The following is a 21,684-nucleotide window of genomic DNA, read 5'->3' as shown; positions in this document are numbered from 1 at the left end:
GCAGGCCATGACCACGCTCTACGGCTATTTCCGCTCGTCCGCCGCCTACCGGGTGCGCATCGCGCTGAACCTCAAGGGCCTGGCCTACGACCAGGCCCCGATCGACCTGGTGGCCGGCGAGCAGCGCGGCGAGGCCTATCTGGCCGACAATCCCCAGGGGCTGGTGCCGACGCTGGTCACCGACGACGGCCTGCGGCTGACCCAGTCGCTGGCCATCTGCGAGTACCTGGAGGAGGTCCACCCCGAGCCGGCGCTGCTGCCCGAGGCCCCCGCCGAGCGCGCCCGGGTGCGCGCCCTGGCTCAGCTGGTGGCCTGCGAGATGCACCCGCCGAACAACCTGCGAGTGCTCAGGTACCTGACCGGCGAGCTCGGCGTCAACGAGGCGGCAAAGCTTGGCTGGTATCGCCACTGGGTCCACGAGGGCTTCACCGCGCTGGAAACCATGCTCAGCCGCGAGGCCGGCAGCGGCCAGTTCTGCCACGGCGACGCCCCGACCCTGGCCGATGTCTGCCTGGTGCCCCAGGTATTCAACGCCGAGCGCTTCGACTGCGATCTCTCGGCCTACCCGCGCATCCGGCGCATCGCCGACAACGCCCGCGCCCTGGACGCCTTCCGGCGGTCGGCCCCGGGCGAGCAGCCGGACGCGCGCTGAGCGTTCGGCAGCAGCTCCCCACATCCCATCTCATATTCCCCCGATGAAGAAGGGCGCCAACGGCGCCCTTCTTTTCGATGCGAACGCTCACTCACTTGAGCTTGCCGAGCAGCTCCCGGATCAGCTCGCGATGCTCGCCGTGGAGGCGATAGGCCACGTAGGCCCTGAGTTCGATCGGCGGCGCGTCCTCGACCATGAACAGCCGCTCCTCCCGGCAGTGAGGCGCCACGATGTCCCGCGGCAGGTAGGCGGCGCCGCCGCACTCCAGCAACAGGTTCAGGGCGATGCGCCCGCTGTTGACCCGGCCCCGCGCCAGCAGCCGCTGGGGGAAGTGGCCGTCGTGGACGCTGGCGAAGGCGGTGCCCCACTCGACCCGGATGTAGCCGTCGCCCACCGCCTGCTCGGCGCACTGGCCGGGGCGGCTCGACACCATCACCAGCGGAATGGTCGCCACCTCCTCCACACCCACCTCGCGAATACGCGGGGTATCGTAGAGGAAGCCGACGTCGATCATGTTCTGCTCGAGCTTCTCCACCACCCGCAGCGGCGTGCTCTCCTCGGCGCGGATGCCGAGCGTCGGGTAGGCGCGATAGATGTCGGTGAGCCACGCTTGGAGGAAGATGTCCCACAGGCTGGCGACGCCGGCCACCACTAGCCGCCGCTGGTGGCGCTCGCTGAGCGCGGTGTCTTCAAAGGCCCGCTCCCAGGCGTCGAGCAGGAAGCGCGCGTGGCGCTCCATGCGCTCCCCGGCGGGAGTCAGGCCGATGCGATGATGGCCGCGGCTGAACAGCGCCAGGCCCATGTGCTCCTCGAGCTGGCGGATGCGCGCGCTGACCGTGGAGGGCGAGACGCTGAGGCTCTCGGCGGCGCGGCCGAAGTTGCGCAGGCGGCTCACCTCGAGGAAGGTTTGCAGCAGTTGAGTATCCAGGGCGGTCACCTTCGGCTTTTCCGTTCATGAAGCCCAAAAAATTTTGTTTTTCAGGATAACGACTTTTCCATAGGCTATGCCCGCAAAGTCGACGAGCGAAGGCTAGACAAGGCAAACATTGGCGAGAAAGCGGAGTTTACGAGGGGTAAATGAGCATTTTGACCGGGCTCGCGCACGAGCCGACGTTTAACGCCGTATAGCCGAGCGCAGGCACTTTTGGGCATTGCCTAGGCTATCGCCTCCCATCCATCCGACATTCGAGGTTCCCCCATGGCGTCCCGACTCTCGCGTTACCTGCCTTTCCTGAGCTGGGGCCGGGACCTCGATCGCAGGATGATCTCCGCCGACCTGATGGCCGGGCTCACCGGCGCCATCCTGGTGCTGCCCCAGGGCGTCGCCTATGCCTTCATCGCCGGCCTGCCGCCGGAAGTCGGCCTCTATACCGCCATCGTCGCCGCCACCGTCGCCGCGCTGTTCGGCAGCTCCTGGCACATGATCTCGGGGCCCACCGCGGCGCTCTCCATCGTGCTGGCCAGCGTGGTCGGCGGCCTGGGCACGCTGACGCCGGCGGAGTACCTGGGCGCGGCGATCACGGTCACCCTGCTGGTCGGGGGGATCCAGCTGGCCATGGGGCTCTTGCGGCTGGGCAGCCTGGTCAGCTTCATCTCGCACACGGTGGTGATCGGCTTCACCACCGGGGCGGCGATCCTGATCGCCACCAGCCAGATGCAGCACGTGCTCGGCGTCGAGGTGGCCGGCCAGGGCTTCCTGGTCGAACTGGCCGGGCTCGTCCGCGCGCTGCCGGAGACCAACCCCTACGCGCTGGCCGTCGCCCTGATCTCGCTGATCACCTCGGTAGTCGCGCGGCGCCTCAACCGCCGCAGCCCGCACCTGCTGCTCGGCCTGGCCACGGGCAGCCTGGCCTGCTGGCTGCTGGACGGCGAGGCCCACGGCGTCGCGCTGGTCGGCGCCCTGCCCGGCACCCTGCCGCCGCTGACGCTGCCCGAGCTGTCGCCGGACAGCCTGCGCGTGCTGACCTCCGGCGCCTTCGCCATCGCCCTGCTGGGGCTGATCGAGGCGGTGTCGATCGCCCGCGCCATCGCCCTGCGCTCGCGCCAGGTGATCGACGGCAACCAGGAGTTCATCGGCCAGGGGCTGTCCAACATCGTCGGCGGCTTCTTCTCCTGCTACGCCAGCTCCGGCTCCTTCACCCGCTCCGGCGCCAACTACGACGCCGGTGCGCGCACCCCGCTGGCCTCGGTGTTCGCCGCCGCGCTGCTGGTGCTGATCCTGGTCTTCGCCCCGGGCATCACCGCCTACCTGCCGCTGCCGGCCATGGCCGGCGGCATCCTGCTGATCGCCTGGAACCTGATCGACGCCCGGCACATCGTGCAGCTGGTGCGCGCCAGCCGCCACGAGGCGATGGTGCTGGCAGCCACCGTCGCCGCCACCCTGCTGGTGGCGCTGGAGTTCGCCATCTATATCGGCGTGCTGCTGTCGCTGGTGCTCTACCTCAAGCGCACCTCGCGGCCGACGGTGATGGAGGTGGCGCCGCGTCAGGATCATCCGCGCCGCCATATCCGCAACGTCCACCGCTACGAGCTCACCCAGTGCCCGCAACTGAAGATGCTGCGCATCGACGGCTCGCTGTTCTTCGGCGCCACCGACCACGTGCAGCGTCGCCTGCGGGTGTTCAGCGCCGCGCCCGGCACCCGGGTGCTGCTGATCGGCAAGGGCATCAATTTCATCGACACCGCCGGCGTCGAGCTGCTGCTGCAGGAGGCCGAGCGGCTGCGCGACCAGGGCGGCGACCTGATGATCAGTTCGCTCAAGGGCACCGTGCTCGACGAGCTGCGCCGACGCGGCGACCTGGCCCGGCTGGGCGAGGAGCGCTTCTTCGAATCGTCCGCGGAGGCGCTCGACGCCATCGTGCCGACGCTGGACCCGGAGGTATGCCGGCACTGCACCCTGCGCGTCTTCGACGAGTGCGCCCAGATGCCCGCGCCGGACGAGGACATCCTGGCGCGGGAGGGCTGAAGCCAGGCGCCACGCGGAGTACACTAGCGCGCGACCCCCACCGCCAGCCGAGGCCCGCGCATGAGTTCTCACCTGCTCTCCGTCGATTCCCTGTCACGAGATGACGTCGATCACCTGATGCGCGTGGCGGCGCGCATGGAGCCGATCGCCCAACGCCGCAAGGTCACCCGGGTGCTGGAGGGCGCGGTGCTCGGCAACCTGTTCTTCGAGGCCAGCACCCGCACCCGCGTCAGCTTCCACACCGCCTTCTGCCGGCTCGGCGGCAGCGTCTGCGACACCACCGGCTTCACCTTCTCCTCCATGGCCAAGGGCGAGTCGCTCTACGACACCAGCCGGGTGATGAGCGGCTACTGCGACGCCATCGTGATGCGCCACCCGGAACAGGGCGCGGTGGCCGAGTTCGCCCAGGCCACCCACGTGCCGGTGATCAACGGCGGCGACGGCCCCGGCGAGCACCCCAGCCAGGCGCTGCTCGACCTCTACACCATCGAGAAGGAATTCGCGCGGCGCGGCAAGGCCCTGACCGGCGCCCACATCCTGCTGACCGGCGACCTGAAGTTCGGCCGTACCGTGCACTCGCTGATCAAGCTGCTGTCGCTCCACGACCCGATGCGCCTGACCCTGGTCTCGCCCCCGGGCCTGGAGATGCCGCAGCACCTGATCGAGCTGGTCGCCTCCCGCGGCCATCGGGTCGAGACCCGCGAGAGCCTGGCCAGCGACTTCTCCGACGTCGACGTGGTCTACACCACGCGCATCCAGAAGGAGCGCTTCACCGCCGAGATGAGCGAGGGCTTCAGCCTGTCGCGGGAGTACAGGGTGGACAAGGCGTTCATGGACCAGCGCGTCAACGACCACGCCATCGTCATGCACCCGCTGCCCCGCGACAGCCGCCCGGACGCCAACGACCTGGACGTGGACCTCAACGGCGATCCGCGCCTGGCGATCTTCCGCCAGACCGACAACGGCATCCCGGTGCGCATGGCGATCTTCGCCACCCTGCTCCAGGTCGAGGACCAGATTGAGAAGGACCTGCGCGACGTGCCCTGGTTCGTGCCGAAGACCGTCGGCGTGGACGACGCCCAGTTCTGACGGGCAAGAAGGAACGAGACAGACAGCCAGAAACGGTAACGGGCCGGCGAATGCCGGCCCGTTGCCGTCAGGAGAGCGGGAGCGAAGAGGATCAGGGCCGCGGCGGCAGCCCCTCTGCCCGCGCCAGCCAGGCCTCGAGGATCAGCACCGCGGCCAGGCCGTCGACGCTGTCCTCGCGGTAGTTGCCGCGGTGGCCGGCTTCCCGGGCGATGCTCTTGGCCTCGCGGGTCGAGCCGCGCTCGTCGGCCATCTCGCAGGGCACGCCATAGCGGCCGTAGAGGCGCTTGCCGAACTTGCGCGCGCGGGTGCTCATCACGCTCTCGCTGCCGTCCATGTTGAGCGGCAGGCCGACCACGAACAGGTCGGGCCGCCACTCGTCCACCAGCCGCGCGATCCGGTCCCAGTCGGGGATGCCGTCGCACGCCGGCAGCGGCTCCAGCGCCCGGGCGCTGGCGGTGAGCTCGTTGCCCACCGCCACGCCGATGCGGCGGGTGCCGAAGTCGAAGCCCAGGATCAGGCGCTGGCCACTGGCACTCATCGGCAAGGCTCCTCGAGGCGGCACCCGACCGACGAACGCGCCGAGCGACAGCCAGGCCAGGCGCCCGGAGGCGAGTCAGCGGAGTTGACGCGGGGGTCAATGAGCATCGCGAGTCTCCGGGCAACACCGCCTGGGCGAGCGCAGGCCGTTCCGTTCATGTCAGCTGTGGCCCGCTTCGCGGGTCATCAGGTTCAGATCGATGCCCAGCAGGTTGGCGCTGGCGCCCAGGCGCTGCTCCGGCGGCACCTCGAAGAGCACGTCGGCGCGGCCCTCCACGGTCAGCCAGGTGTTGTCCATCAGCTCCTGCTCGAGCTGACCGGACTCCCAGCCGGCGCAGCCCAGGCAGACCAGGAACTTCTCCGGGCCGCGGCCGGCGGCCAGCGCCTCGAGCACGTCCATGGAGGTGGTCAGGGCGATGTCGTCGGTCACCTGCAGGCTGGAGTCCCACTGCTGGCTGTCACCCTCGTGGAGGATGAAGCCGCGGTCCTTGTGCACCGGGCCGCCGTAGTAGACGGGGGCGCTAAGGTGCGGACTGGCGCTGCATTCCAGCTCGAGCTGCTCGAACAGCGCCTCGAGGGTCAGCTCCTCCATGGGGTGATTGACGATCACGCCCATGGTGCCCTTGTCGTCGTGGTCGCAGAGGTAGCTGAGGGTGCCGGCGAAATTGGGATCTTCCAGGTGCGGCATCGCCATCAGGAAGTGGTTTTTCAAGCTTTGCATGGAGCTCCCCAGCGGAAGGCAGCGCGCATCGGGCGCGCCTGCCGTTTGTCTGCGCGCACCGCCGTCGGGTAGCTAGCGCGCGCCGTAATCGTTGCCTTCGCCGAACCGCCAGATGCGGCTGATGGACAGGCTGTCCAGCTCGCCCATGCCCGCATCGAAGGGGCGGTACGGCGCGGCGCCGTGGACGGTGTCCAGGGCCGCCCGATCGAGTTCGGGATGTCCCGAGGATTGTATCACTTCCGCCCGCCTGACCTGACCGTCGCGGCCGATCACCACGCGGATGCGCAGCTGGCCGGCGAGCTCGCGCGGCGCCGGGTGGACGCGGTTGCCGTAGTCCTCGACCCGGCGCGTCCAGTCGTCGATGTAGCGGGCCTCGGCGGCCCGCTGGGCCGCCGGCCGCGCCGCCCCCGAGGCGTCGCCGGCATAGTCGGCGGACAGCCCCTGCTCGCGGATGCTGGCGGTGGCCTGGGCGAGCAGGTCGCGCCCCGAGGTCGAGGGCACGCTGGCGGCCGCGGGGGCCGTGGCCTCGGCCGAGCGGGGCGCACTCTCGCGCGGCTCGGGGCTGGCCGTCTGCTGCGGTCGCTCGGCGGTGGCCGGCGCCTCCGGCAGCGGGCGCGCCTCGGGTTCGGGAGATGCCTGGGCCTCGGGCTCCGCCGGCGTGGCCGGGTCTACCGCCTGGTCGACCTCCGCCGGCGGCACCGACGACTCGGCCCGGGGCGTGGCGCGTGACGCCGCCGGCGGCGATTCCACCGCCTCGCCGGCGGCGCGCTGGGCCGCCTCGGCCAGCGCCTCGGCCGTCACCGGCGCCTCGGCGGGGCGCGTCACCAGCACCACGTCGAGGCTGGTGCGCTCCGGCGGCGCCGGGGCGAACTGGCGGCTGGCCACCACGCCGATGACCGCCAGATGCAGCAGCAGCGACACGCCCCAGGCCAGCCAGTAGCGGTAGGCGCGCGTCACCGGCGCATAGCGGATCGGGTCGTTGACGGGGGCGGCCACGGCGGCGTCTCCCGGGTCAGCCCCGGCGCGCGGCGAGCCGGTCGGCGACGGCGTCCATCAGCTGGCCGGCGATGTCGGTGCCGCGCTGGTCGTCGATCTCGCGCACGCAGGTCGGGCTCGTGACGTTGATCTCGGTGATGTAGTCGCCGATCACGTCGAGGCCGACGAACATCAGGCCCTTCTCGCGGATCATCGGCTGCACCTGGCCGATCAGCCAGCGATCGCGGTCGGTCAGCTCGCGGCTGACGCCCTGGCCGCCGGCGGCCAGGTTGCCGCGGGTCTCGCCGGCGCTGGGAATGCGCGCCAGCCCGTACTCGACCGGCTCGCCGTCGACCAGCAGGATGCGGGTGTCGCCGTTCTTGATCTCCGGCAGGTAGCGCTGGGCCATGATCTGGCGCCGGCCGCCCTCGGTGAGGGTCTCGATGATCGCGCCCAGGTTACGGCCGTCCGGCTGGACGTGGAAGATGCCGCTGCCGCCCATGCCGTCGAGGGGCTTGAGGATGACGTCGCCGTGCTCGGCGTGGAAGGCGCGCAGTTCGGCATCGCGGCAGGACACCAGGGTCGGCGCGCAGCACTGCGGGAACTGCTGGGCGAACAGCTTCTCGTTGCACTCCAGCAGCGCGCGGGTGGGGTTCACCACCAGCACGCCCTCACGCTCGGCGAAGCCCAGCAGGTGCACGGCGTTGAGGAAGTGGCCGTCCACCGGCGGGTCCTTGCGCATCAGCACCACGTCGAGCTCGGCCAGCGGGCGCGCCTCGGCCTCGCCCAGCGTGTACCAGCGCTCGGCGTCGCGGAACACCTCGAGGTCGCACATCCGGGCGTGGGCCCGGCCGTCGCGCAGGAACAGGTCCTCCTGCTCCATGTAGTGCAGCGACCAGCCGCGGTCCTGGGCGGCCCACAGCATGGCCAGGCTGGTGTCCTTCTTGAAGCTGAGGTCGGCGATGGGATCCATCACCACGCCGACCTTGAGGGGGCGTTGGCTCATCGGTCTACTCGTCTGCGCCGGGCGATCCCGGCGGGGAATGATGGCGAGCAGTATGCCGCAGGGCCGCCATGGACTCCAAGGCGCTCAGTCCTGCTCCCCCCCGGGCGCGAAGCGGATGCCGCCGCTCTCGATGGTGATGCGGCGCTGCTTGTAGAGCCGGCCGATGGCCTGCTTGAAGGCGTTCTTGCTGACCCCGAGCCGGGCCTTGATCTCGCCGGCGGGGCTGGCGTCGGACAGCGGCAGATAGCCGCCGCTCTCGCGCAGCGCCTTGAGCACCGCCTCGCCGACCACGTCGAGCCGCGCCGGGCCCGGCGGCAGCAGCGACAGATCCAGGCGGCCGTCCTCGCGGACCCGCTTCACGTGGCCCTCCAGGCGCTGACCGCGGCGCAGCGGCCGGGTCACGTCGTCGTGATAGAGCAGGCCCCAGAAGCGGCCGTCGACCACCGCCTTGTAGCCGAGATCGGTCTGGTCGGCGATCACCAGCGCCACGGCGCTGCCGGCGGCCAGGCCTTCGGCATGGTCGTCGAGGTGGCGGTCGAGGCGCTGGGTGGCGAAGGGCCGGCCGCGGTCGTCCTCGCGGATCATCACCAGCACCCGGCGCCCCACCGTGGGGCGGAAACGCTGCTCGCCGAAGGGCAGCAGCAGGTCCCGCGAGTGGCCCCAGTCGAGGAAGGCGCCGGTCTCGTTGAGCATCACCACCGGCAGGTAGGCAACTTCGCCGACGCTGGCTCGCGGCTCGCGGGTGCGGCGCATGGGCTCACGGCGGGAATGGGCCGCCTGGGGGGCGGATCGGCGGGAGTCGGACATGATCGGGATTCCACTGCGAGTGTGCCGTCATTATGGGCGCGGCCCGACGACGGGAAAAGGCGCCGGGCGCGAGGGCGGAGCGAACGGGGCTCAGACGTCGCCGAAGCGATTCTGCAGCAGCGTCAGGGCGACCACCGGGGCGGTCTCGGTGCGCAGGATGCGTGGCCCCAGGGTCAGGGCGGCGAAGTCGGCGGCGGTGGCGGCGTCGATCTCGGCGTCCGAGAGGCCGCCCTCGGGGCCGATCAGCAGCGCCGCGCTGGCGATGGCGTCCTCGCGGTCCAGCGCGCCCGGGGTGCCGGGATGCAGCACCAGGCGCAGCGCCTCGTCGCGCCCGGCCAGCCACTCGGCGAGCGCGACCGGCGCATGCACCGGCGGCACGGTGGCACGGCCGCACTGCTCGCAGGCGCTGGCGGCCACGGCCTGCCAGTGGGCGAGCTTCTTGACCTCGCGTTCGCCCTTGAGGCGCACGTCGCCGTGCTCGGTGTAGAGCGGGGTGATCTCGGCCACGCCCAGCTCCACGGCCTTCTGGATGGCGTAGTCCATGCGATCGCCCTTGGAGATCGCCTGGCCCAGGTGCACCGCCAGCGGCGACTCGCCGCGACCCTCATGGAGCGCCTCGACGCGGGCCACCACGCGCTTGCGTCCGGCCTCGACCAGCACCGCCTCGGCCTCGCTGCCGTGGCCGTCGAACAGCCTCAGGGGGGCGCCCTCGCCGAGGCGCAGCACCCGGGCCACGTGGCGGGCCGGACCTTCCGGCAGGACGACGTCGGCGCCGACGGCCAGCGCGGCATCGACATGGATACGGGGGGCCTTGATCGCCATGGGGAAGACACTCTCCTGAGGACGGTCGAAACGATAAGCGCCGGAGCAGGCCTGCGCGAGGGAGATGCCCTCGCGCCGCTCTGCCCCGGCGCGATGCTGCCGGCGACGGCCGCTTACTGCGTGGCCTGCTCGCCTTGCTGCTGCTGCTGGGCCTCGCGCTGCTTCTTCTGGGCGTAGATCGCCTCGAAGTTGACCGGCGAGAGCATCAGCGGCGGGAAGCCGCCACGGTTGACCAGGTTGTCGATGCACTCACGCGCGTAGGGGAACAGCATGTTCGGGCAGAAGGCGCCCAGGGTGTGCTCGAGCTGGGAACCCTCGATGCCGCCGATGCGGAACAGGCCGGCCTGCTCGATCTCGGCCAGGAAGGAGGTGGTGCCTTCCTCGCTGTGGGTGACCTGGGCGGTGACCTTGATCACCACCTCGTAGAGGTCCTCGCCGACCTTCTGGTGGGTGGTGTTCAGGTCCAGGCCGACCTTCGGCTTGAACGGCTGCTGGAACACCGCCGGGGAGTTCGGCGCCTCGAAGGAGATGTCCTTGACGTAGATACGCTGCAGGGCGAACTGCACCTGGGGCTTGTCCTGCTGGCCGGCTGCCTCGCCGTTGGCGCCGCCGTTCGGGTTGTTGTCTTCCGCCATGGAAAGCAATCCTTTGGTCGTTGGAATGTTAGGAGGGCGCGATCACTTCTTGACCAGCGGCAGGCCGTCGGTCTGCCACTGGGTCATGCCGCCCTTGAGCTTGTAGACGCGCTCGAAGCCGGCCTTGGTCAGCTTGGCCATCGCCACGCCGGCGGTCTGGCCATGCTTGCAGGCCACGATGATCGGCTTGCTCTTGTACTTCTCGAGCTCGCCCAGGCGACCGTCGAGGCCGCTCTGCGGGATGTTGCGGGCGCCGGCGATATGGCCCGCCTTGAAGTCGTTTTTGTCGCGGATGTCGAGCACCACGGCGTCCTCGCGATTGACCAGCTGAGTGGCCTCGCTGGTGGTCACGCCGTTGGCCCCGCCGCTGCGGATCTCGTAGGCGATCCAGGCGACCAGCACCAGCGCGAAGGCGGCGACCAGTAGCGGGTGGTTCTGCACGAATTCGAACAGCTGATCGATCATGATTCGGAAAGACTCTTCTTCGGGTACGCGGTGAACGAAAACCGGCCGGGCCGGCGGCGCCAGTATACATGAAGCCGTGGGACCACCGGGGGCGTGCGATATGACGCCCGGCGGGACCGTGCGATATGATGCCGCAAGCAGAGGCAAGTCGCGACCCCGCCCGAGGCCACAGGGCCAGGGCGGCAACGACCCAACCAAGAGGCTTCGACGCATGACCGACTCATCGACCCCGACTCCCCGCCCGGTGGCCCTGATCATCCTCGATGGCTACGGGCACAACCCGGACCCCACCGACAACGCCATCCTGGCCGCCAACACCCCGGTGATGGACCGGCTGTGGGAGACCCGCGCCCATGCCCTGGTTCACACCGACGGTCGCTACGTGGGGCTGCCGGACGGCCAGATGGGCAATTCGGAGGTCGGCCACATGAACCTCGGCGCCGGACGCATCGTCTACCAGGACTTCACTCGCATCACCAAGGCCGTCGAGGAAGGCGAACTGGGCGACAACGCCATCCTCACCGGCCCGCTGGACGCCGCCGCCGAGGCCGGCCGCGCCGTGCACCTGCTGGGCCTGCTGTCGCCGGGCGGCGTGCACAGCCACGAGGACCACATCCTCGCCATGGCCGAGCTGGCCGCGAAGCGCGGCGCCGCGCGCATCTACGTCCATGCCTTCCTCGACGGCCGCGACACCGCGCCCAAGAGCGCCCGCGCCTCCATCGAACGCGTCAACGCCAGGCTGGCCGAGCTGGTCGGCGCCGACAACGGCTGCGTGGCCTCGCTGATCGGCCGCTACTTCGCCATGGACCGCGACAACCGCTGGGACCGCGTCGAGCAGGCCTACCGCCTGGCCACCGAGGGCAGCGCCGAGCACGTCGCCCAGAGCGCCGAGGCCGGCCTGGACGCGGCCTACGATCGCGGCGAGACCGACGAATTCGTCACCGCCACCGCCATCCTCACCGGCGACGCCCCGGTGCGCATGGAGGACGGCGACGCCGCCTTCTTCATGAACTTCCGCGCCGACCGCGCCCGCGAGCTGACCCGCGCCTTCGTCGAGGACGACTTCGCCGGCTTCGAGCGCCAGGCCCGTCCGCGGCTGGCCGGCGGCAGCCTGGTGACCATGACCCAGTACGCCGCCGACATCCCGGCCCCGGCCGCCTTCCCGCCGGAAGAGCTGCACAACACCCTGGGCGAGGTGATGGAGAAGCGCGGCCTGACCCAGCTGCGCATCGCCGAGACCGAGAAGTACGCCCACGTCACCTTCTTCTTCTCCGGCGGCCGCGAGGCCGAGTACGAGGGCGAGACCCGCGTGCTGGTGCCCTCGCCTCAGGACGTGAAGACCTACGACGAGAAGCCCGAGATGAGCGCCGTGGAGGTCACCGACCGCCTGGTCGAGGCCATCGAGTCCGGCGCCCATGACCTGATCGTGTGCAACTACGCCAACGGCGACATGGTCGGCCACACCGGCGACTTCGATGCCGCGGTCAAGGCCGTGGAGGCCGTCGACGCCTGCGTCGGCCGCGTGGTCGAGGCGCTCGAGAAGGTCGACGGCGCCTGCCTGATCACCGCCGACCACGGCAACGCCGAACAGATGGTCCACCCCGAGACCGGTGTCGCCCAGACCGCTCACACCACCTTCGACGTGCCGCTGATCTACGTCGGCCCGCGTCCGCTGAGCCTGGCCCAGGACGGCCGGCTGTGCGACCTCGCCCCGACCCTGCTGACGCTGATGGACCAGCCGGTGCCCGAGGAAATGACCGGCCGCGTGCTGATCGAGGCGTGAGCCGAGGGCGCTGCCCGGCCCGGCGGCGATGGCTGCCGGGCCTCGTGATGGCCGCCGCGCTGAGCGCCGCCCTGGGGGCCAGCCAGGCGACGGCGGTGGATGAACGCGAGGCGCAGGAGCGCCTCGATGCCATCGGCGAGCGCATCCAGGCGGCCACCCAGGACCTCTCCGCCACCCGCGACGCACGAGACGACGCCAACGAGGACCTGCGCGAGGTCGAGACCGCCCTGGCCGAGACCCATGCCCGGCTGGACGCGCTCCAGGCCGAGAAGCGCGACCTGGGTGACGAGGTCGCGGCGCTCGAGGACCGGCGCCAGGCCCTCGAGGACGAGCGCCAGGCCCAGCTGGCGGCGATCGAGGAGCAGCTCGACGCCCTCTACCGGCTGGGGCCGACGCCGCAGCTCAAGCTGCTGCTCAACCAGGACGACCCGGCCCGCCTGGATCGCCTGCAGGCCTACCTCAACCGCCTCGCCGAGGCCCGCCGGCAGCGGCTCGACGAGCTCGAGCGGCTCGACGCGGCGCTGGCCGACAATCGCCGCGACCTCGACGAGCGCGGCGAACGCCTGGCGCAGCTGTCCGAGACCCTGCAGCAACAGGGCGCCGAGCTCGCCCGCCGGGTCGACGAGCGCGAGGCCCTGGTGGCGAGGCTCGACGACCGCTTCGCCAGCGAGCAGGCGCGGCTGACCGAGCTCGACCAGGATCGCGCCCACGCCGAGCGGGTGCTGCGCCAGGTGCAGGAGCGCCTGGCACGCATGCAGCAGCCGCCGCCTTCCACCAACATCGCCGCCACCCAGGGCGACCTGCCGTGGCCGGTGCAGGGCGGCGTGACCTCGTCGTTCGGCCGCGGCGACGGCGTGCACCGCAACGGCCTGGTGATCCGCGCCCGCGAGGGCACGCCGGTCGAGGCGGTCCACGCCGGCCGGGTGGTGTTCGCCGACTGGATGCGCGGCTTCGGCAACCTGCTGATCCTCGATCACGGCGACGGCGTGATGACCCTCCACGCCCACCTGCAGCGCTTCACGGTCGGGGTCGGCGAGGCGGTCAGCGCCGGCGAGACCCTCGGCGCGGTGGGCGCCAGCGGCGGCCAGTCGTCCGCCGGGCTCTACTTCGAGGTGCGCCGCAACGGCGAGCCCATCGATCCCAACCGCTGGATCGCCCGGCGCTAGAGTTCATACTGGGGCAATGGCACCCCGGCAGCACCCCTCGAGGAGACGCATGAATACCTCCTTGTAGCTCCCGGCGCCCTGCTGCGCTTTCGCATCCTGCTTCGCTTGCAGGACCTGTGCTGACCATCCATGGCCAGCCCGTTCGGAAGGGTCTTCCTCACCCATGGCGCAGGAGCTCCTCTGCGGAGTGTTGCCGGGATCTCCTGCGAGAGCCTCCACCCTTCCAACAGCGTCCGCCGCCACGCTATTCCAATCGCGTCCGCCGCCACGCTATGCTGGAAACCCATCTGCGACACACCGCGAGAGAGTGCATGTTCCCGACGAACGCCCCGCTGCGGCGCCTGAAGGCGGCCCTGCTGCCGGTCGCCCTGCTGACCCTGCCGCTGCCCCTGCAGGCCGCCTCCGACGCCGAGCCGGCCGGCGACGAGCTGCCGGTGGCCGAGATCCAGGCCTTCGCCGAGGTGTTCGAGCGCATCAAGCGGGCCTACGTCGAGGAGGTCGACGACGCCACCCTGATGCGCAACGCCATGCGCGGCATGCTCAGCGAGCTCGACCCGCACTCCACCTACCTGGACGCCGAGGCCTACCGGAGCCTGCAGGAGTCCACCCAGGGCGAGTTCGGCGGCGTGGGCATCGAGGTCGGCAAGCGCGATGGCCAGCTCACCGTGATCACCCCCATCGACGACACCCCGGCCTCCCGCGCCGGCCTGCAGGCCCAGGATGTCATCCTGCGCATCGACGACACGCCCACCGAGGGCATGTCGCTGCAGGAGGCCGTCGACCTGATGCGCGGCGAGCCCGGCACCGACATCCGCCTGACCATCATGCGCGAGGGCGAGAATGCGCCCCGCGAGATGAACATCGAGCGCGAGGTGATCCGCACCGAGAGCGTCAAGCAGGAGCTGCTGGCCCCGGGCTACGGCTACCTGCGCGTCAGCCAGTTCCAGACCCGCACCGGCGAGCAGGTCGTCGATGCCCTGGACACGCTGCGCGACGAGGGCCCGCTGCAGGGTCTGGTGCTCGACCTGCGCAACAACCCCGGCGGCGTGCTGCAGGCCGCGGTCGACGTGGCCGACGCCTTCCTCGAGAGCGGCCTGGTCGTCTACACCGAGGGCCGGCTGCCGGACAGCGCCATGCGCTTCTCCGCCCACCGCGACACCGCCGCGCCGGACGTGCCGCTGGTCATCCTGATCAACGGCGGCAGCGCCTCGGCGGCGGAGATCGTCGCCGGCGCGCTGCAGGACCAGCGCCGCGGCGTGGTGATGGGCACCGAGAGCTTCGGCAAGGGCTCGGTGCAGCAGATCATGCCGCTGGGCGACGACGAGGCGCTGAAGCTGACCACCGCCCGCTACTTCACCCCCAGCGGGCGCTCCATCCAGGCGCTGGGCATCGAGCCCGACGTGCAGGTGGTGCGCGGCCGCCTCGAGGTCGCCGAGAACATCGGCATGCGGGTACGCGAGGCCGACCTGGAGGGCCATCTGGCCGGCAACGGCGAGGACGACGCCCGCGGCGAGATGAGCGAACGGCTGCGCGACGACTACCAGCTCGGCGAGGCGCTCAACCTGCTCAAGGCGCTCAACGTGCTCGGCGAGCGCGGTGCCGCCGCCGTCGGCCGAGGCAACGACGGCTAGCGCCAAGCCGGCAGGCGCCGAGGGCTCCCAACGACCGGCGTAGCGCCCTCGGCATCAGACAAGCGCCCTCGACGAAAGGCGAGAGCCCTCAGCGCCTGACAAGAGCCCTTGTTGGCAGGCGCCTTCAGCGGAGGGCGAGAGCCTTCAGCGCCTGAAAAGAGCCCTCATTTGCAAGAGCCGGGCAGCCGGCCCCGCCGCCCCGCCGCCTGCTGCATCAGCAGCCGCTTGAGCGGCGACAGCCGGTCGACGCAGGACATGCCCAGGTTGCGGGCCAGGGTCAGCGCCGGATGGCGGGCCCCGAACAGCAGCCGGAAGCCGTCCATCATCTTCAGCATGGCGGCGTTGTCGCCGCGGCGGCGCCGCGCATAGCGCGACAGCCACGCCTCGCTGCCCAGCCCCACGCCGCGCCGGCGCGCCGTCAGCAGCTCCTCGGCCAGCACCGCGGCATCCATCAGCCCCAGGTTCACGCCCTGCCCGGCCAGCGGATGGATGCTGTGGGCGGCGTCGCCCACCAGCGCCAGCCCCGGCAGCACGTAGCGTTCGGCGTGGCGCTGGGTCAGCGGCACCGCCAGGGCACCGTCGACCGGCTCCACCTCGCCCAGTCGACCGTCGAAGGCCGTGGTCAGCGCCTGGCCGAGGGCCGCGGGAGAAAGCCCACAGAGCCGTTCGGCGTGCTCCGGCGTGGTCGACCAGACGATCGAGCAGTAATGCTCGTCGCCCTCCACCGTCAGCGGCAGGAAGGCCAGCGGGCCGTCGGCCAGGAAGGCCTGACGCGCCACGCCGCCGTGAGGCTCGGCGGTATGCACCGTGGTCACCACCGCCGAATGGCCGGTCTCGCTGGCCGTCACGCCGATGCCGGCCAGCTCGCGCAGCGGCGAACGGGCACCGTCGGCGGCCACCACCAGCGGGGCGCCGAGACGTTCGCCGCCGTCCAGCACCAGCTCGCGCCCCCCCGGCCCGTGCTCGAGGCCCGTGACCCTGGCCCCGAAGCGCCGCGTCACCGTGGGCAGGCCGGCCAGCCGCGATTCCAGCGCCGCCACCACCACGTCGTTCTCGACGATATGGCCGAGCACCGGCAGGCCGGCCTCCTCGGCGGAGAACGCCACCTCGCCGGTGCCCTCGGCGTCCCACACGCGCATGCCGCGATAGGGGGTCACGCGCCGGCCCTGCATCCACGCCCAGGCGCCCAGCCCCTCGAGCAGGCGCTGGGAGACCGGCGTCAGGGCGCTGACCCGTCGCTCCGGGCGGCCGCGGCCCACGGCCTCGGCGTCCAGCGTCGCCGGGCGCGCGTCCACCAGCGCCACCGCCACGCCGGCCTCGCCCAGCAGGCAGGCCAGGGTCGCCCCGACCATGCCGCCGCCGACGATGATCGCCTCGCCGGCCGGTGTCGCGTCGCGGCGCATGCCGCTCGCCTCGTCATTCACGCCGTCGTCCTCCTTCTTGGGAACCGTCGTCATCGCTCCACCCCCATGGCCCGGCGGGCCAGGGTCCGGCGCAGCGGGCCCAGCAGGTTGAGCCCGATCAGGCCGGCGGCCCGGGCATGGGAGAGCAGGGGGCTGTCGAGGCCAAAGAGCCGGATCAGGCCGTCGCTGAAGCGGATCACGTCGTGGCGGTCGCCGCCGCGGCGGGCCTCGAAGTCGGCGAGGGTCTCGGCGCTGCCGGCGGGGTCGCCGCGGGCGGCGCCGGCCTCGATGGCGGCCACCAGGTCCATCACCCCGCGCAGCGCCAGGTTGAAGCCCTGGCCGGCCACCGGGTGCAGCGAGTGGGCCGCGTTGCCCATCACCGCCAGCCCCGGCCGGGTGGTCTCCCGGGCCGTGACCAGCGACAGCGGATAGGCGTGGCGCTTGCCGACCCGGCGGAAGCGCCCGGCGCGGTCGCCGAAGGCGCGCTGCAGCTGGGCCAGGAAGTCGCCGTCGGAGAGCGCCAGGCGGCCCTTCTCCTGGCCCGTCTCATGGGTCCATACCAGCTCCATGGCCTGGCCCTTGAGCGGCAGCAGGGCGATCGGGCCGTCGCCGGTGAAGCGCTCGTAGGCCCAGCCGTCGTGGGGCCGGTCGAGCTCGACGCCGGCGATCAGCGCGACCTGATCGTAGGGCCGCGCGCGGCTCTCGATGCCGAGGCGCTCCTTGAGCCCCGAGCGTCCGCCGTCGGCCAGCACCGTCAGCCCCGCCTCCAGGCAGGCGCCGTCGGAGAGCGTCAGCCGGTGGCCGCCGGCCACAGGCCGGATCTCCTCGACCCTGGCCGGGCAGTGCCAATCCAGCGGCAGCTCGGCCAGGCGGCGATGCAGCACGCGCCCCAGCCAGGCGTTGGGAATCACCTGGCCCAGGGCCTCGCCGCCGAGCTCCTCGGCGTTCAGCCGGGTCGCGCCCAGGCGCCCCTGCTCGCTGACATGGATGCGGCGGATCGGCGAGGCCTGCTCGGCCAGGCCGTCCCACAGCCCCAGGGTGCGGAAGTGCGCCACCGAGCCCTGGGCGATGGCGCTGGCCCGGGCATCGAAGCTCGGCTGCCAGGGCGCGTCGAGATCCGCCGCCATGGGCGCGGCCTCGATCACGGCCACCGTCAGCCCCAGCCGCTCGATCAGCGGCGCCAGGGCACAGCCCAGGCTGGCGCCCACCAGTCCTCCGCCGACGATGGCGATGTCCACGTGCCGCGGGGCCTCGCCCCCGCCCAGATCGCTCATGGCCGGCTCCTCTCATTCATCACGACTGTCATCACGGCCCTCGTCATCCGGCGCTCATGCCTCGGCGCCGGGGCGCCGATTCACGGCCCATTTTTCATAATGTACGTTACGTAATGGTAATATTTTAGCGCTTGCTAACGGTTATTCCTTGACCATCAGCGCCTCGATATCGGCCACCCGCTTGGGCACGTCGGCGGTCAATACCTCGTGACCCGCCTCGGTCACCGCCACGTCGTCCTCGATGCGGATGCCGATGCCGCGATAGGCGACGGGAATGTCGTCGTCCTCGGGCACGTAGAGCCCCGGCTCGATGGTCAGCACCATGCCCGGCACCAGCGGGCGCGGTTCGCCGTCCTGGCGGTACTGGCCGACGTCGTGGACGTCGAGGCCCAGCCAGTGGGAGGTGGCGTGGAGATAGAAGCGCCGCCAGGCCTCTTGCTCGAGGCAGGCGTCCAGCTCGTCCGGCAGCAGGCCGAGCTCGATCAGCCCCTGGGTCAGGTCGCGCACCACGCCGCGATGGATGGCGGCCAGGGTGGTGCCGGGGCGCACCGCCTCGATGGCGCGCTGCTGGGCGCCGAGCACCACCTCGTAGAGCGCGCGCTGCGCGTCGCCGAAGCGGCCGCCGACCGGGAAGGTACGGGTGATGTCGCCGGCATAGAGGTCGAACTCGGCGCCGGCGTCGATCAGCACCAGGTCGCCGTCCTGCAGCGCATCGGCGTTCTCGATGTAGTGCAGCACACGGGCATTGTCGCCGCCAGCGACGATGCTGGCGTAGGCCGGGCCGCTGCCGCCCTGCCACCGGAACTCATGCTCGAGCTCGGCCTGCAGCTGGTACTCGGCGAGCCCGGGGGCACAGGCGCGCATCGCGCGGCGGTGGGCCTTGGCGCTGACCGCGCCGGCATGGCGCATCAGCGCCAGCTCCGCCGGACTCTTGATCAGCCGCTGCTCGTGCAGGCGCGCGGACACGTCGGCGAAGGCCAGCGGCGGCCGCGCGCCGCGACGGGCGCCGGCCTGCAGCTCGGCGCGGATCGACTCGGCCAGGTGCAGCGCCTCGCTGTCGTCCAGCGGCAGATAGAGGGCGGTGCGGCCGTCGAGCAGCGCGGCGAGAGCCTCGTCGCGCTCGGCGTTGCCGAAGGCCTGGTCGAGGCCATGCACGCGCTCGGCCCCTTCCGCGCCCAGCCGGCGCCCGGTCCAGGCCTCCATCTCCGGGTCGCGATCCTGGCAGAACAGCACGCTCTCGCCGTCCTCCCGGCCGGGCAGCAGCAGCAGCAGGGCATCGGGCTCGGGGAAGCCGGTGAGATAGTGGAAGTCACTGTCCTGACGGAAGGCGTATTCGCTGTCACCGGAGCGGGTGACCAGCGCGGCGCCGGGCAGCAGCACGGCGGCATCGTCGGGCAGCGTGGCCATCAGGCGGCGGCGTCGTTCGCGGTATTCGGCCGGGTCGATGGCGGCGGGGCGAGGCAGGATCTCGGGCGGCATGGCAGCTCCTCGGGCAGGCGGGAGCCCCGCCGAGCGGCGGGGCGGGCATCACGCGGTGCCGGGCCGGCGGCCCGGACCGTCTCAGTGCTTGGTGTAGGACTCGGGGTCGTCGACCTTCTCGACCTGCGGCTGGCCGGGATGCTGCTCGGTGTAGAGCATCATGGCGGCCATGCGGGCGTGCTCGGTGAGGGCGAAGAGGTCGTTCTCGTTCTCCGGGTCGTCATCGAGGTCGGTGTCGATGGCGGCCAGCCCCTTGAGGTCGTCGACCGCCTCGCGCAGCGGCTCGGACCATGCCTTGCGCGGCGCATCGCCGGCATCCTCGATCACCTCGAGGAAGCCCAGGGTCCAGTCCTTCAGGCCCTGGGCGCGCTCGCCGAGGGAGAACAGGTCGTCGGGCAGCAGCGGCTCGTAGTTCATCTCGCTGGCCGAGAGCGCCTCGACGGTCTGGCGGCGCCAGCCCAGCAGGCGCTCGGCGGAGGGCTCGTCGCGGGGCTGCTCGACGCCCAGGTGCTGGCACACGACTTCCAGCCAGCCCTCGGCGCTGAGGTCGTGCAGCGCCAGCGAGGCGCACAGGCGGCCGTCGAGGAAGGCCGGCGACTGCATGCTGCCGTGCAGCAGGAAGGTGTCGGCGATGTCGGAGAAATCCTGGCGTTCGTTGATCAGAGACATGGGACCATCCGGTGCGAGGGCCGCGCGGCGCGTTGACCGGCCGCAAACGGCTCTCTTATAGTGACTTGACGTACGTATACCCCACGATGTTAACGCATCGGGCCCCCATGGCGCCGCACCCCGCGTGCTCCTCCGGGCCCGCCGGAGCCCCCCATGACCGACGCCTCGCGGCCCACCACCGAGATCACCCTGCTGGAGCGCCAGTACGTCATCGCCTGTCCGCCGGACGAGCAGGACAAGCTGGAGCGCGCTGCCCGCTACCTGGACCGCGCCATGCAGGGCATCCACGCCCAGGGCAAGGTGGTCGACCGGGAGAAGGTCGCCATCATGGCGGCCCTGAACATCACCCACGAGCTGCTCGAGACCCTCGAGGAGCGCCGCGCCGGCGAGAAGAGCCTCGGCGAGCTCAGCGCGCGCCTGGAGAAGGCGCTGGCCGACGCGCCCTCGCGCTAGAGGATTCTTCGCTTTGGACGCAGGCCTCGCTCTGCTAGGATAGAGGCGTTCCCTGGGGTGTTCGCCAGTCGTTAAGTCCCTCGAGCCTATGCGCAGTACCCAGGGGGCCAACAGCTAGTCCGGACCCGTGTGCATGTCCGTGCGACGGAAAGCCTGACGGTCCGGCTGCGGCCACCCACCTTGAACCACAGGGTTCAAGGGCCAGAATGACAGCGGCACTCTGGGGAACTCCTTTCTGCATGACCGATCTGCAAGACACCGCCGCCTGCACCGTGCGTGACGACGAGCGACGCGCCCTGCGTCGCGACCTCCGCCGTCGCCGTCGCCGGCTGAGCGCGCAAGAGCAATCTCAGGCCGCCCGGCGGCTATGCCACCAGCTGCGGCGCCTTCCCGAAGTGCAGCGCGCAAGGCGCGTGGCCCTCTACCTGCCCAACGACGGCGAGATCGACCCGACCCGCCTGATGCCCTGGCTGAACGGCCGCGGCGCCCGCGTCCATCTGCCCGTGCTGCGCCCGCTTTCGCCTAACGCCCTGTGGTTCGTGCACTACCACGCCGGCACGCCGATGGTGACCAACCGCTTCGGCATCCCCGAGCCCTGCACCCGGCATGGCGCCCATCGCGCACGCCGCACGCCGGCCTGGGCGCTGGACCTGATCCTGATGCCGCTGGTGGGCTTCGACGACGACGGGCAGCGCATCGGCATGGGCGGCGGCTTCTACGACCGCACCCTGGCCTTCACCCGCGGCCGCGGGCCGCGGCCGCGCCTGATCGGCCTGGCCCACGACTGCCAGCGCGTCGAGCGCCTGCCGGTGGCGCCCTGGGACGTGCCGCTGGATGCCATCGTCAGCGACCGGCGCGTCGTGCGCCCTTGATGGCCTCGCGGGCCATTCCGGCATGAAAAAAGCGGCCGATGCCTGAGCATCGACCGCTTTTTTTCGGGAATCGTCCTGACCGCTGGCGCCTACTGGCCGACCAGCGCCTGGGCGTAGCCGGTCGCCACGACACCGATACCGAAGATCAGCACCAGGATCATGACCAGGTCGGGCTTGCGCTTCATCGTCGACTCCCTTCGATGTGACGGCGCCGTGTCCGGATGACGTTCCGGGCATCGGCTGACGTTGACTGCTTTCGACTATACGGCGTCGAGACCGC

At 71.2% G+C, this 21,684-nt stretch carries 21 protein-coding genes and 1 other RNA gene; 9 read left to right on the top strand and 13 right to left on the bottom strand.

The features are described from left to right. Positions 1-7 precede the first annotated feature (7 nt). Positions 8-652 (top strand): maleylacetoacetate isomerase, encoded by a 645-nt coding sequence (maiA, locus tag ACGTNF_RS13455; RefSeq protein WP_394602109.1) that lies wholly within the window; start codon positions 8-10, stop codon positions 650-652. Positions 653-743: 91 nt separating this feature from the next. Here maiA and ACGTNF_RS13450 read toward each other — a convergent pair whose 3' ends face one another. Continuing rightward, positions 744-1,589, bottom strand: a complete 846-nt coding sequence (locus ACGTNF_RS13450; RefSeq protein WP_394602108.1) for a LysR family transcriptional regulator — start codon at positions 1,587-1,589, stop codon at positions 744-746. Positions 1,590-1,850: 261 nt separating this feature from the next. Here ACGTNF_RS13450 and ACGTNF_RS13445 point away from each other — a divergent pair, with 261 nt between their 5' ends. Continuing rightward, on the top strand, positions 1,851-3,617 hold the full coding sequence (locus ACGTNF_RS13445) for a SulP family inorganic anion transporter (RefSeq protein ID WP_394602107.1): 1,767 nt from the start codon (positions 1,851-1,853) through the stop codon (positions 3,615-3,617). 60 nt (positions 3,618-3,677) lie between these two features. After that, complete coding sequence (gene pyrB, locus ACGTNF_RS13440; RefSeq protein ID WP_016854132.1) at positions 3,678-4,706, top strand: aspartate carbamoyltransferase; 1,029 nt, start codon at positions 3,678-3,680, stop codon at positions 4,704-4,706. Positions 4,707-4,797: 91 nt separating this feature from the next. Here the strand turns inward: pyrB and ruvX are convergent, their stop codons facing one another. The 8 genes from ruvX to ACGTNF_RS13400 all read right to left on the bottom strand — a co-directional run bounded on the left by ruvX (position 4,798) and on the right by ACGTNF_RS13400 (position 10,674). Further along, positions 4,798-5,244 (bottom strand): Holliday junction resolvase RuvX, encoded by a 447-nt coding sequence (gene ruvX / locus ACGTNF_RS13435; protein WP_394602106.1) that lies wholly within the window; start codon positions 5,242-5,244, stop codon positions 4,798-4,800. 159 nt (positions 5,245-5,403) lie between these two features. Then, positions 5,404-5,964: a YqgE/AlgH family protein gene (locus ACGTNF_RS13430; protein ID WP_016854134.1), complete on the bottom strand. Its 561-nt coding sequence runs from the start codon at positions 5,962-5,964 to the stop codon at positions 5,404-5,406. 72 nt (positions 5,965-6,036) lie between these two features. Continuing rightward, complete coding sequence (locus ACGTNF_RS13425; protein WP_394602105.1) at positions 6,037-6,960, bottom strand: TonB family protein; 924 nt, start codon at positions 6,958-6,960, stop codon at positions 6,037-6,039. A gap of 16 nt (positions 6,961-6,976) precedes the next feature. After that, positions 6,977-7,945, bottom strand: a complete 969-nt coding sequence (gshB, locus tag ACGTNF_RS13420; protein WP_016854137.1) for a glutathione synthase — start codon at positions 7,943-7,945, stop codon at positions 6,977-6,979. A gap of 84 nt (positions 7,946-8,029) precedes the next feature. After that, positions 8,030-8,752 carry a CvfB family protein gene (locus tag ACGTNF_RS13415; protein WP_394602104.1) on the bottom strand — a complete coding sequence of 241 codons (723 nt, stop codon included), beginning with the start codon at positions 8,750-8,752 and terminating at the stop codon, positions 8,030-8,032. A gap of 90 nt (positions 8,753-8,842) precedes the next feature. Next, positions 8,843-9,574, bottom strand: coding sequence for a 16S rRNA (uracil(1498)-N(3))-methyltransferase (locus ACGTNF_RS13410; RefSeq protein WP_394602103.1), 732 nt, complete (start codon positions 9,572-9,574; stop codon positions 8,843-8,845). 113 nt (positions 9,575-9,687) lie between these two features. Further along, positions 9,688-10,209, bottom strand: a complete 522-nt coding sequence (secB, locus tag ACGTNF_RS13405; protein WP_016854140.1) for a protein-export chaperone SecB — start codon at positions 10,207-10,209, stop codon at positions 9,688-9,690. A 42-nt stretch (positions 10,210-10,251) separates the two neighbouring features. Then, positions 10,252-10,674 (bottom strand): rhodanese-like domain-containing protein, encoded by a 423-nt coding sequence (locus ACGTNF_RS13400; protein WP_016854141.1) that lies wholly within the window; start codon positions 10,672-10,674, stop codon positions 10,252-10,254. 211 nt (positions 10,675-10,885) lie between these two features. Here ACGTNF_RS13400 and gpmI point away from each other — a divergent pair, with 211 nt between their 5' ends. From gpmI to ACGTNF_RS13385, 3 genes are all read left to right on the top strand, one after another. Next, positions 10,886-12,457 carry a 2,3-bisphosphoglycerate-independent phosphoglycerate mutase gene (gene gpmI / locus ACGTNF_RS13395; RefSeq protein ID WP_394602102.1) on the top strand — a complete coding sequence of 524 codons (1,572 nt, stop codon included), beginning with the start codon at positions 10,886-10,888 and terminating at the stop codon, positions 12,455-12,457. A gap of 47 nt (positions 12,458-12,504) precedes the next feature. After that, entirely contained in the window at positions 12,505-13,623 is a 1,119-nt protein-coding gene (locus tag ACGTNF_RS13390; RefSeq protein WP_394602101.1) for a murein hydrolase activator EnvC family protein, read from the top strand. Positions 13,624-13,934: 311 nt separating this feature from the next. Beyond that, positions 13,935-15,254, top strand: coding sequence for a S41 family peptidase (locus ACGTNF_RS13385; protein WP_394602100.1), 1,320 nt, complete (start codon positions 13,935-13,937; stop codon positions 15,252-15,254). Between the two features lie 164 nt (positions 15,255-15,418). Here the strand turns inward: ACGTNF_RS13385 and ACGTNF_RS13380 are convergent, their stop codons facing one another. From ACGTNF_RS13380 to ACGTNF_RS13365, 4 genes are all read right to left on the bottom strand, one after another. Continuing rightward, the gene (locus tag ACGTNF_RS13380; RefSeq protein WP_394602099.1) at positions 15,419-16,711 is read right to left on the bottom strand and encodes a UbiH/UbiF/VisC/COQ6 family ubiquinone biosynthesis hydroxylase; all 1,293 of its coding nucleotides are present in this window, start codon (positions 16,709-16,711) and stop codon (positions 15,419-15,421) included. Beyond that, positions 16,708-17,931 carry a 2-octaprenyl-6-methoxyphenyl hydroxylase gene (ubiH, locus tag ACGTNF_RS13375; RefSeq protein WP_394602098.1) on the bottom strand — a complete coding sequence of 408 codons (1,224 nt, stop codon included), beginning with the start codon at positions 17,929-17,931 and terminating at the stop codon, positions 16,708-16,710. The genes ACGTNF_RS13380 and ubiH overlap by 4 nt, the downstream gene beginning before the upstream one ends. Positions 17,932-18,072: 141 nt before the next feature. Further along, entirely contained in the window at positions 18,073-19,410 is a 1,338-nt protein-coding gene (pepP, locus tag ACGTNF_RS13370) for a Xaa-Pro aminopeptidase (RefSeq protein WP_394602097.1), read from the bottom strand. Between the two features lie 81 nt (positions 19,411-19,491). Beyond that, a complete protein-coding gene (locus ACGTNF_RS13365; RefSeq protein ID WP_394602096.1) occupies positions 19,492-20,079 on the bottom strand; it encodes a UPF0149 family protein in 588 nt (195 codons plus the stop codon). 153 nt (positions 20,080-20,232) lie between these two features. On the opposite strand from ACGTNF_RS13365, the gene ACGTNF_RS13360 reads away from it, so the two are divergent. The 3 genes from ACGTNF_RS13360 (at position 20,233) to ACGTNF_RS13350 (ending at position 21,404) form a co-directional block, all read left to right on the top strand. After that, the gene (locus ACGTNF_RS13360) at positions 20,233-20,532 is read left to right on the top strand and encodes a cell division protein ZapA (RefSeq protein WP_016854149.1); all 300 of its coding nucleotides are present in this window, start codon (positions 20,233-20,235) and stop codon (positions 20,530-20,532) included. Between the two features lie 46 nt (positions 20,533-20,578). After that, a non-coding RNA gene (gene ssrS / locus ACGTNF_RS13355) (6S RNA) lies at positions 20,579-20,763 on the top strand. A gap of 8 nt (positions 20,764-20,771) precedes the next feature. Then, complete coding sequence (locus tag ACGTNF_RS13350; protein ID WP_152477731.1) at positions 20,772-21,404, top strand: 5-formyltetrahydrofolate cyclo-ligase; 633 nt, start codon at positions 20,772-20,774, stop codon at positions 21,402-21,404. Positions 21,405-21,684: the final 280 nt, after the last annotated feature.

It is taken from the genome of Halomonas sp. B23F22_10, assembly GCF_043496975.1.
Taxonomy (GTDB): Bacteria; Pseudomonadota; Gammaproteobacteria; order Pseudomonadales; family Halomonadaceae; genus Halomonas; species Halomonas smyrnensis.
Note: the sequence above shows the minus strand (reverse complement) of the source record. Positions and strands in the feature narration are given on the sequence as shown.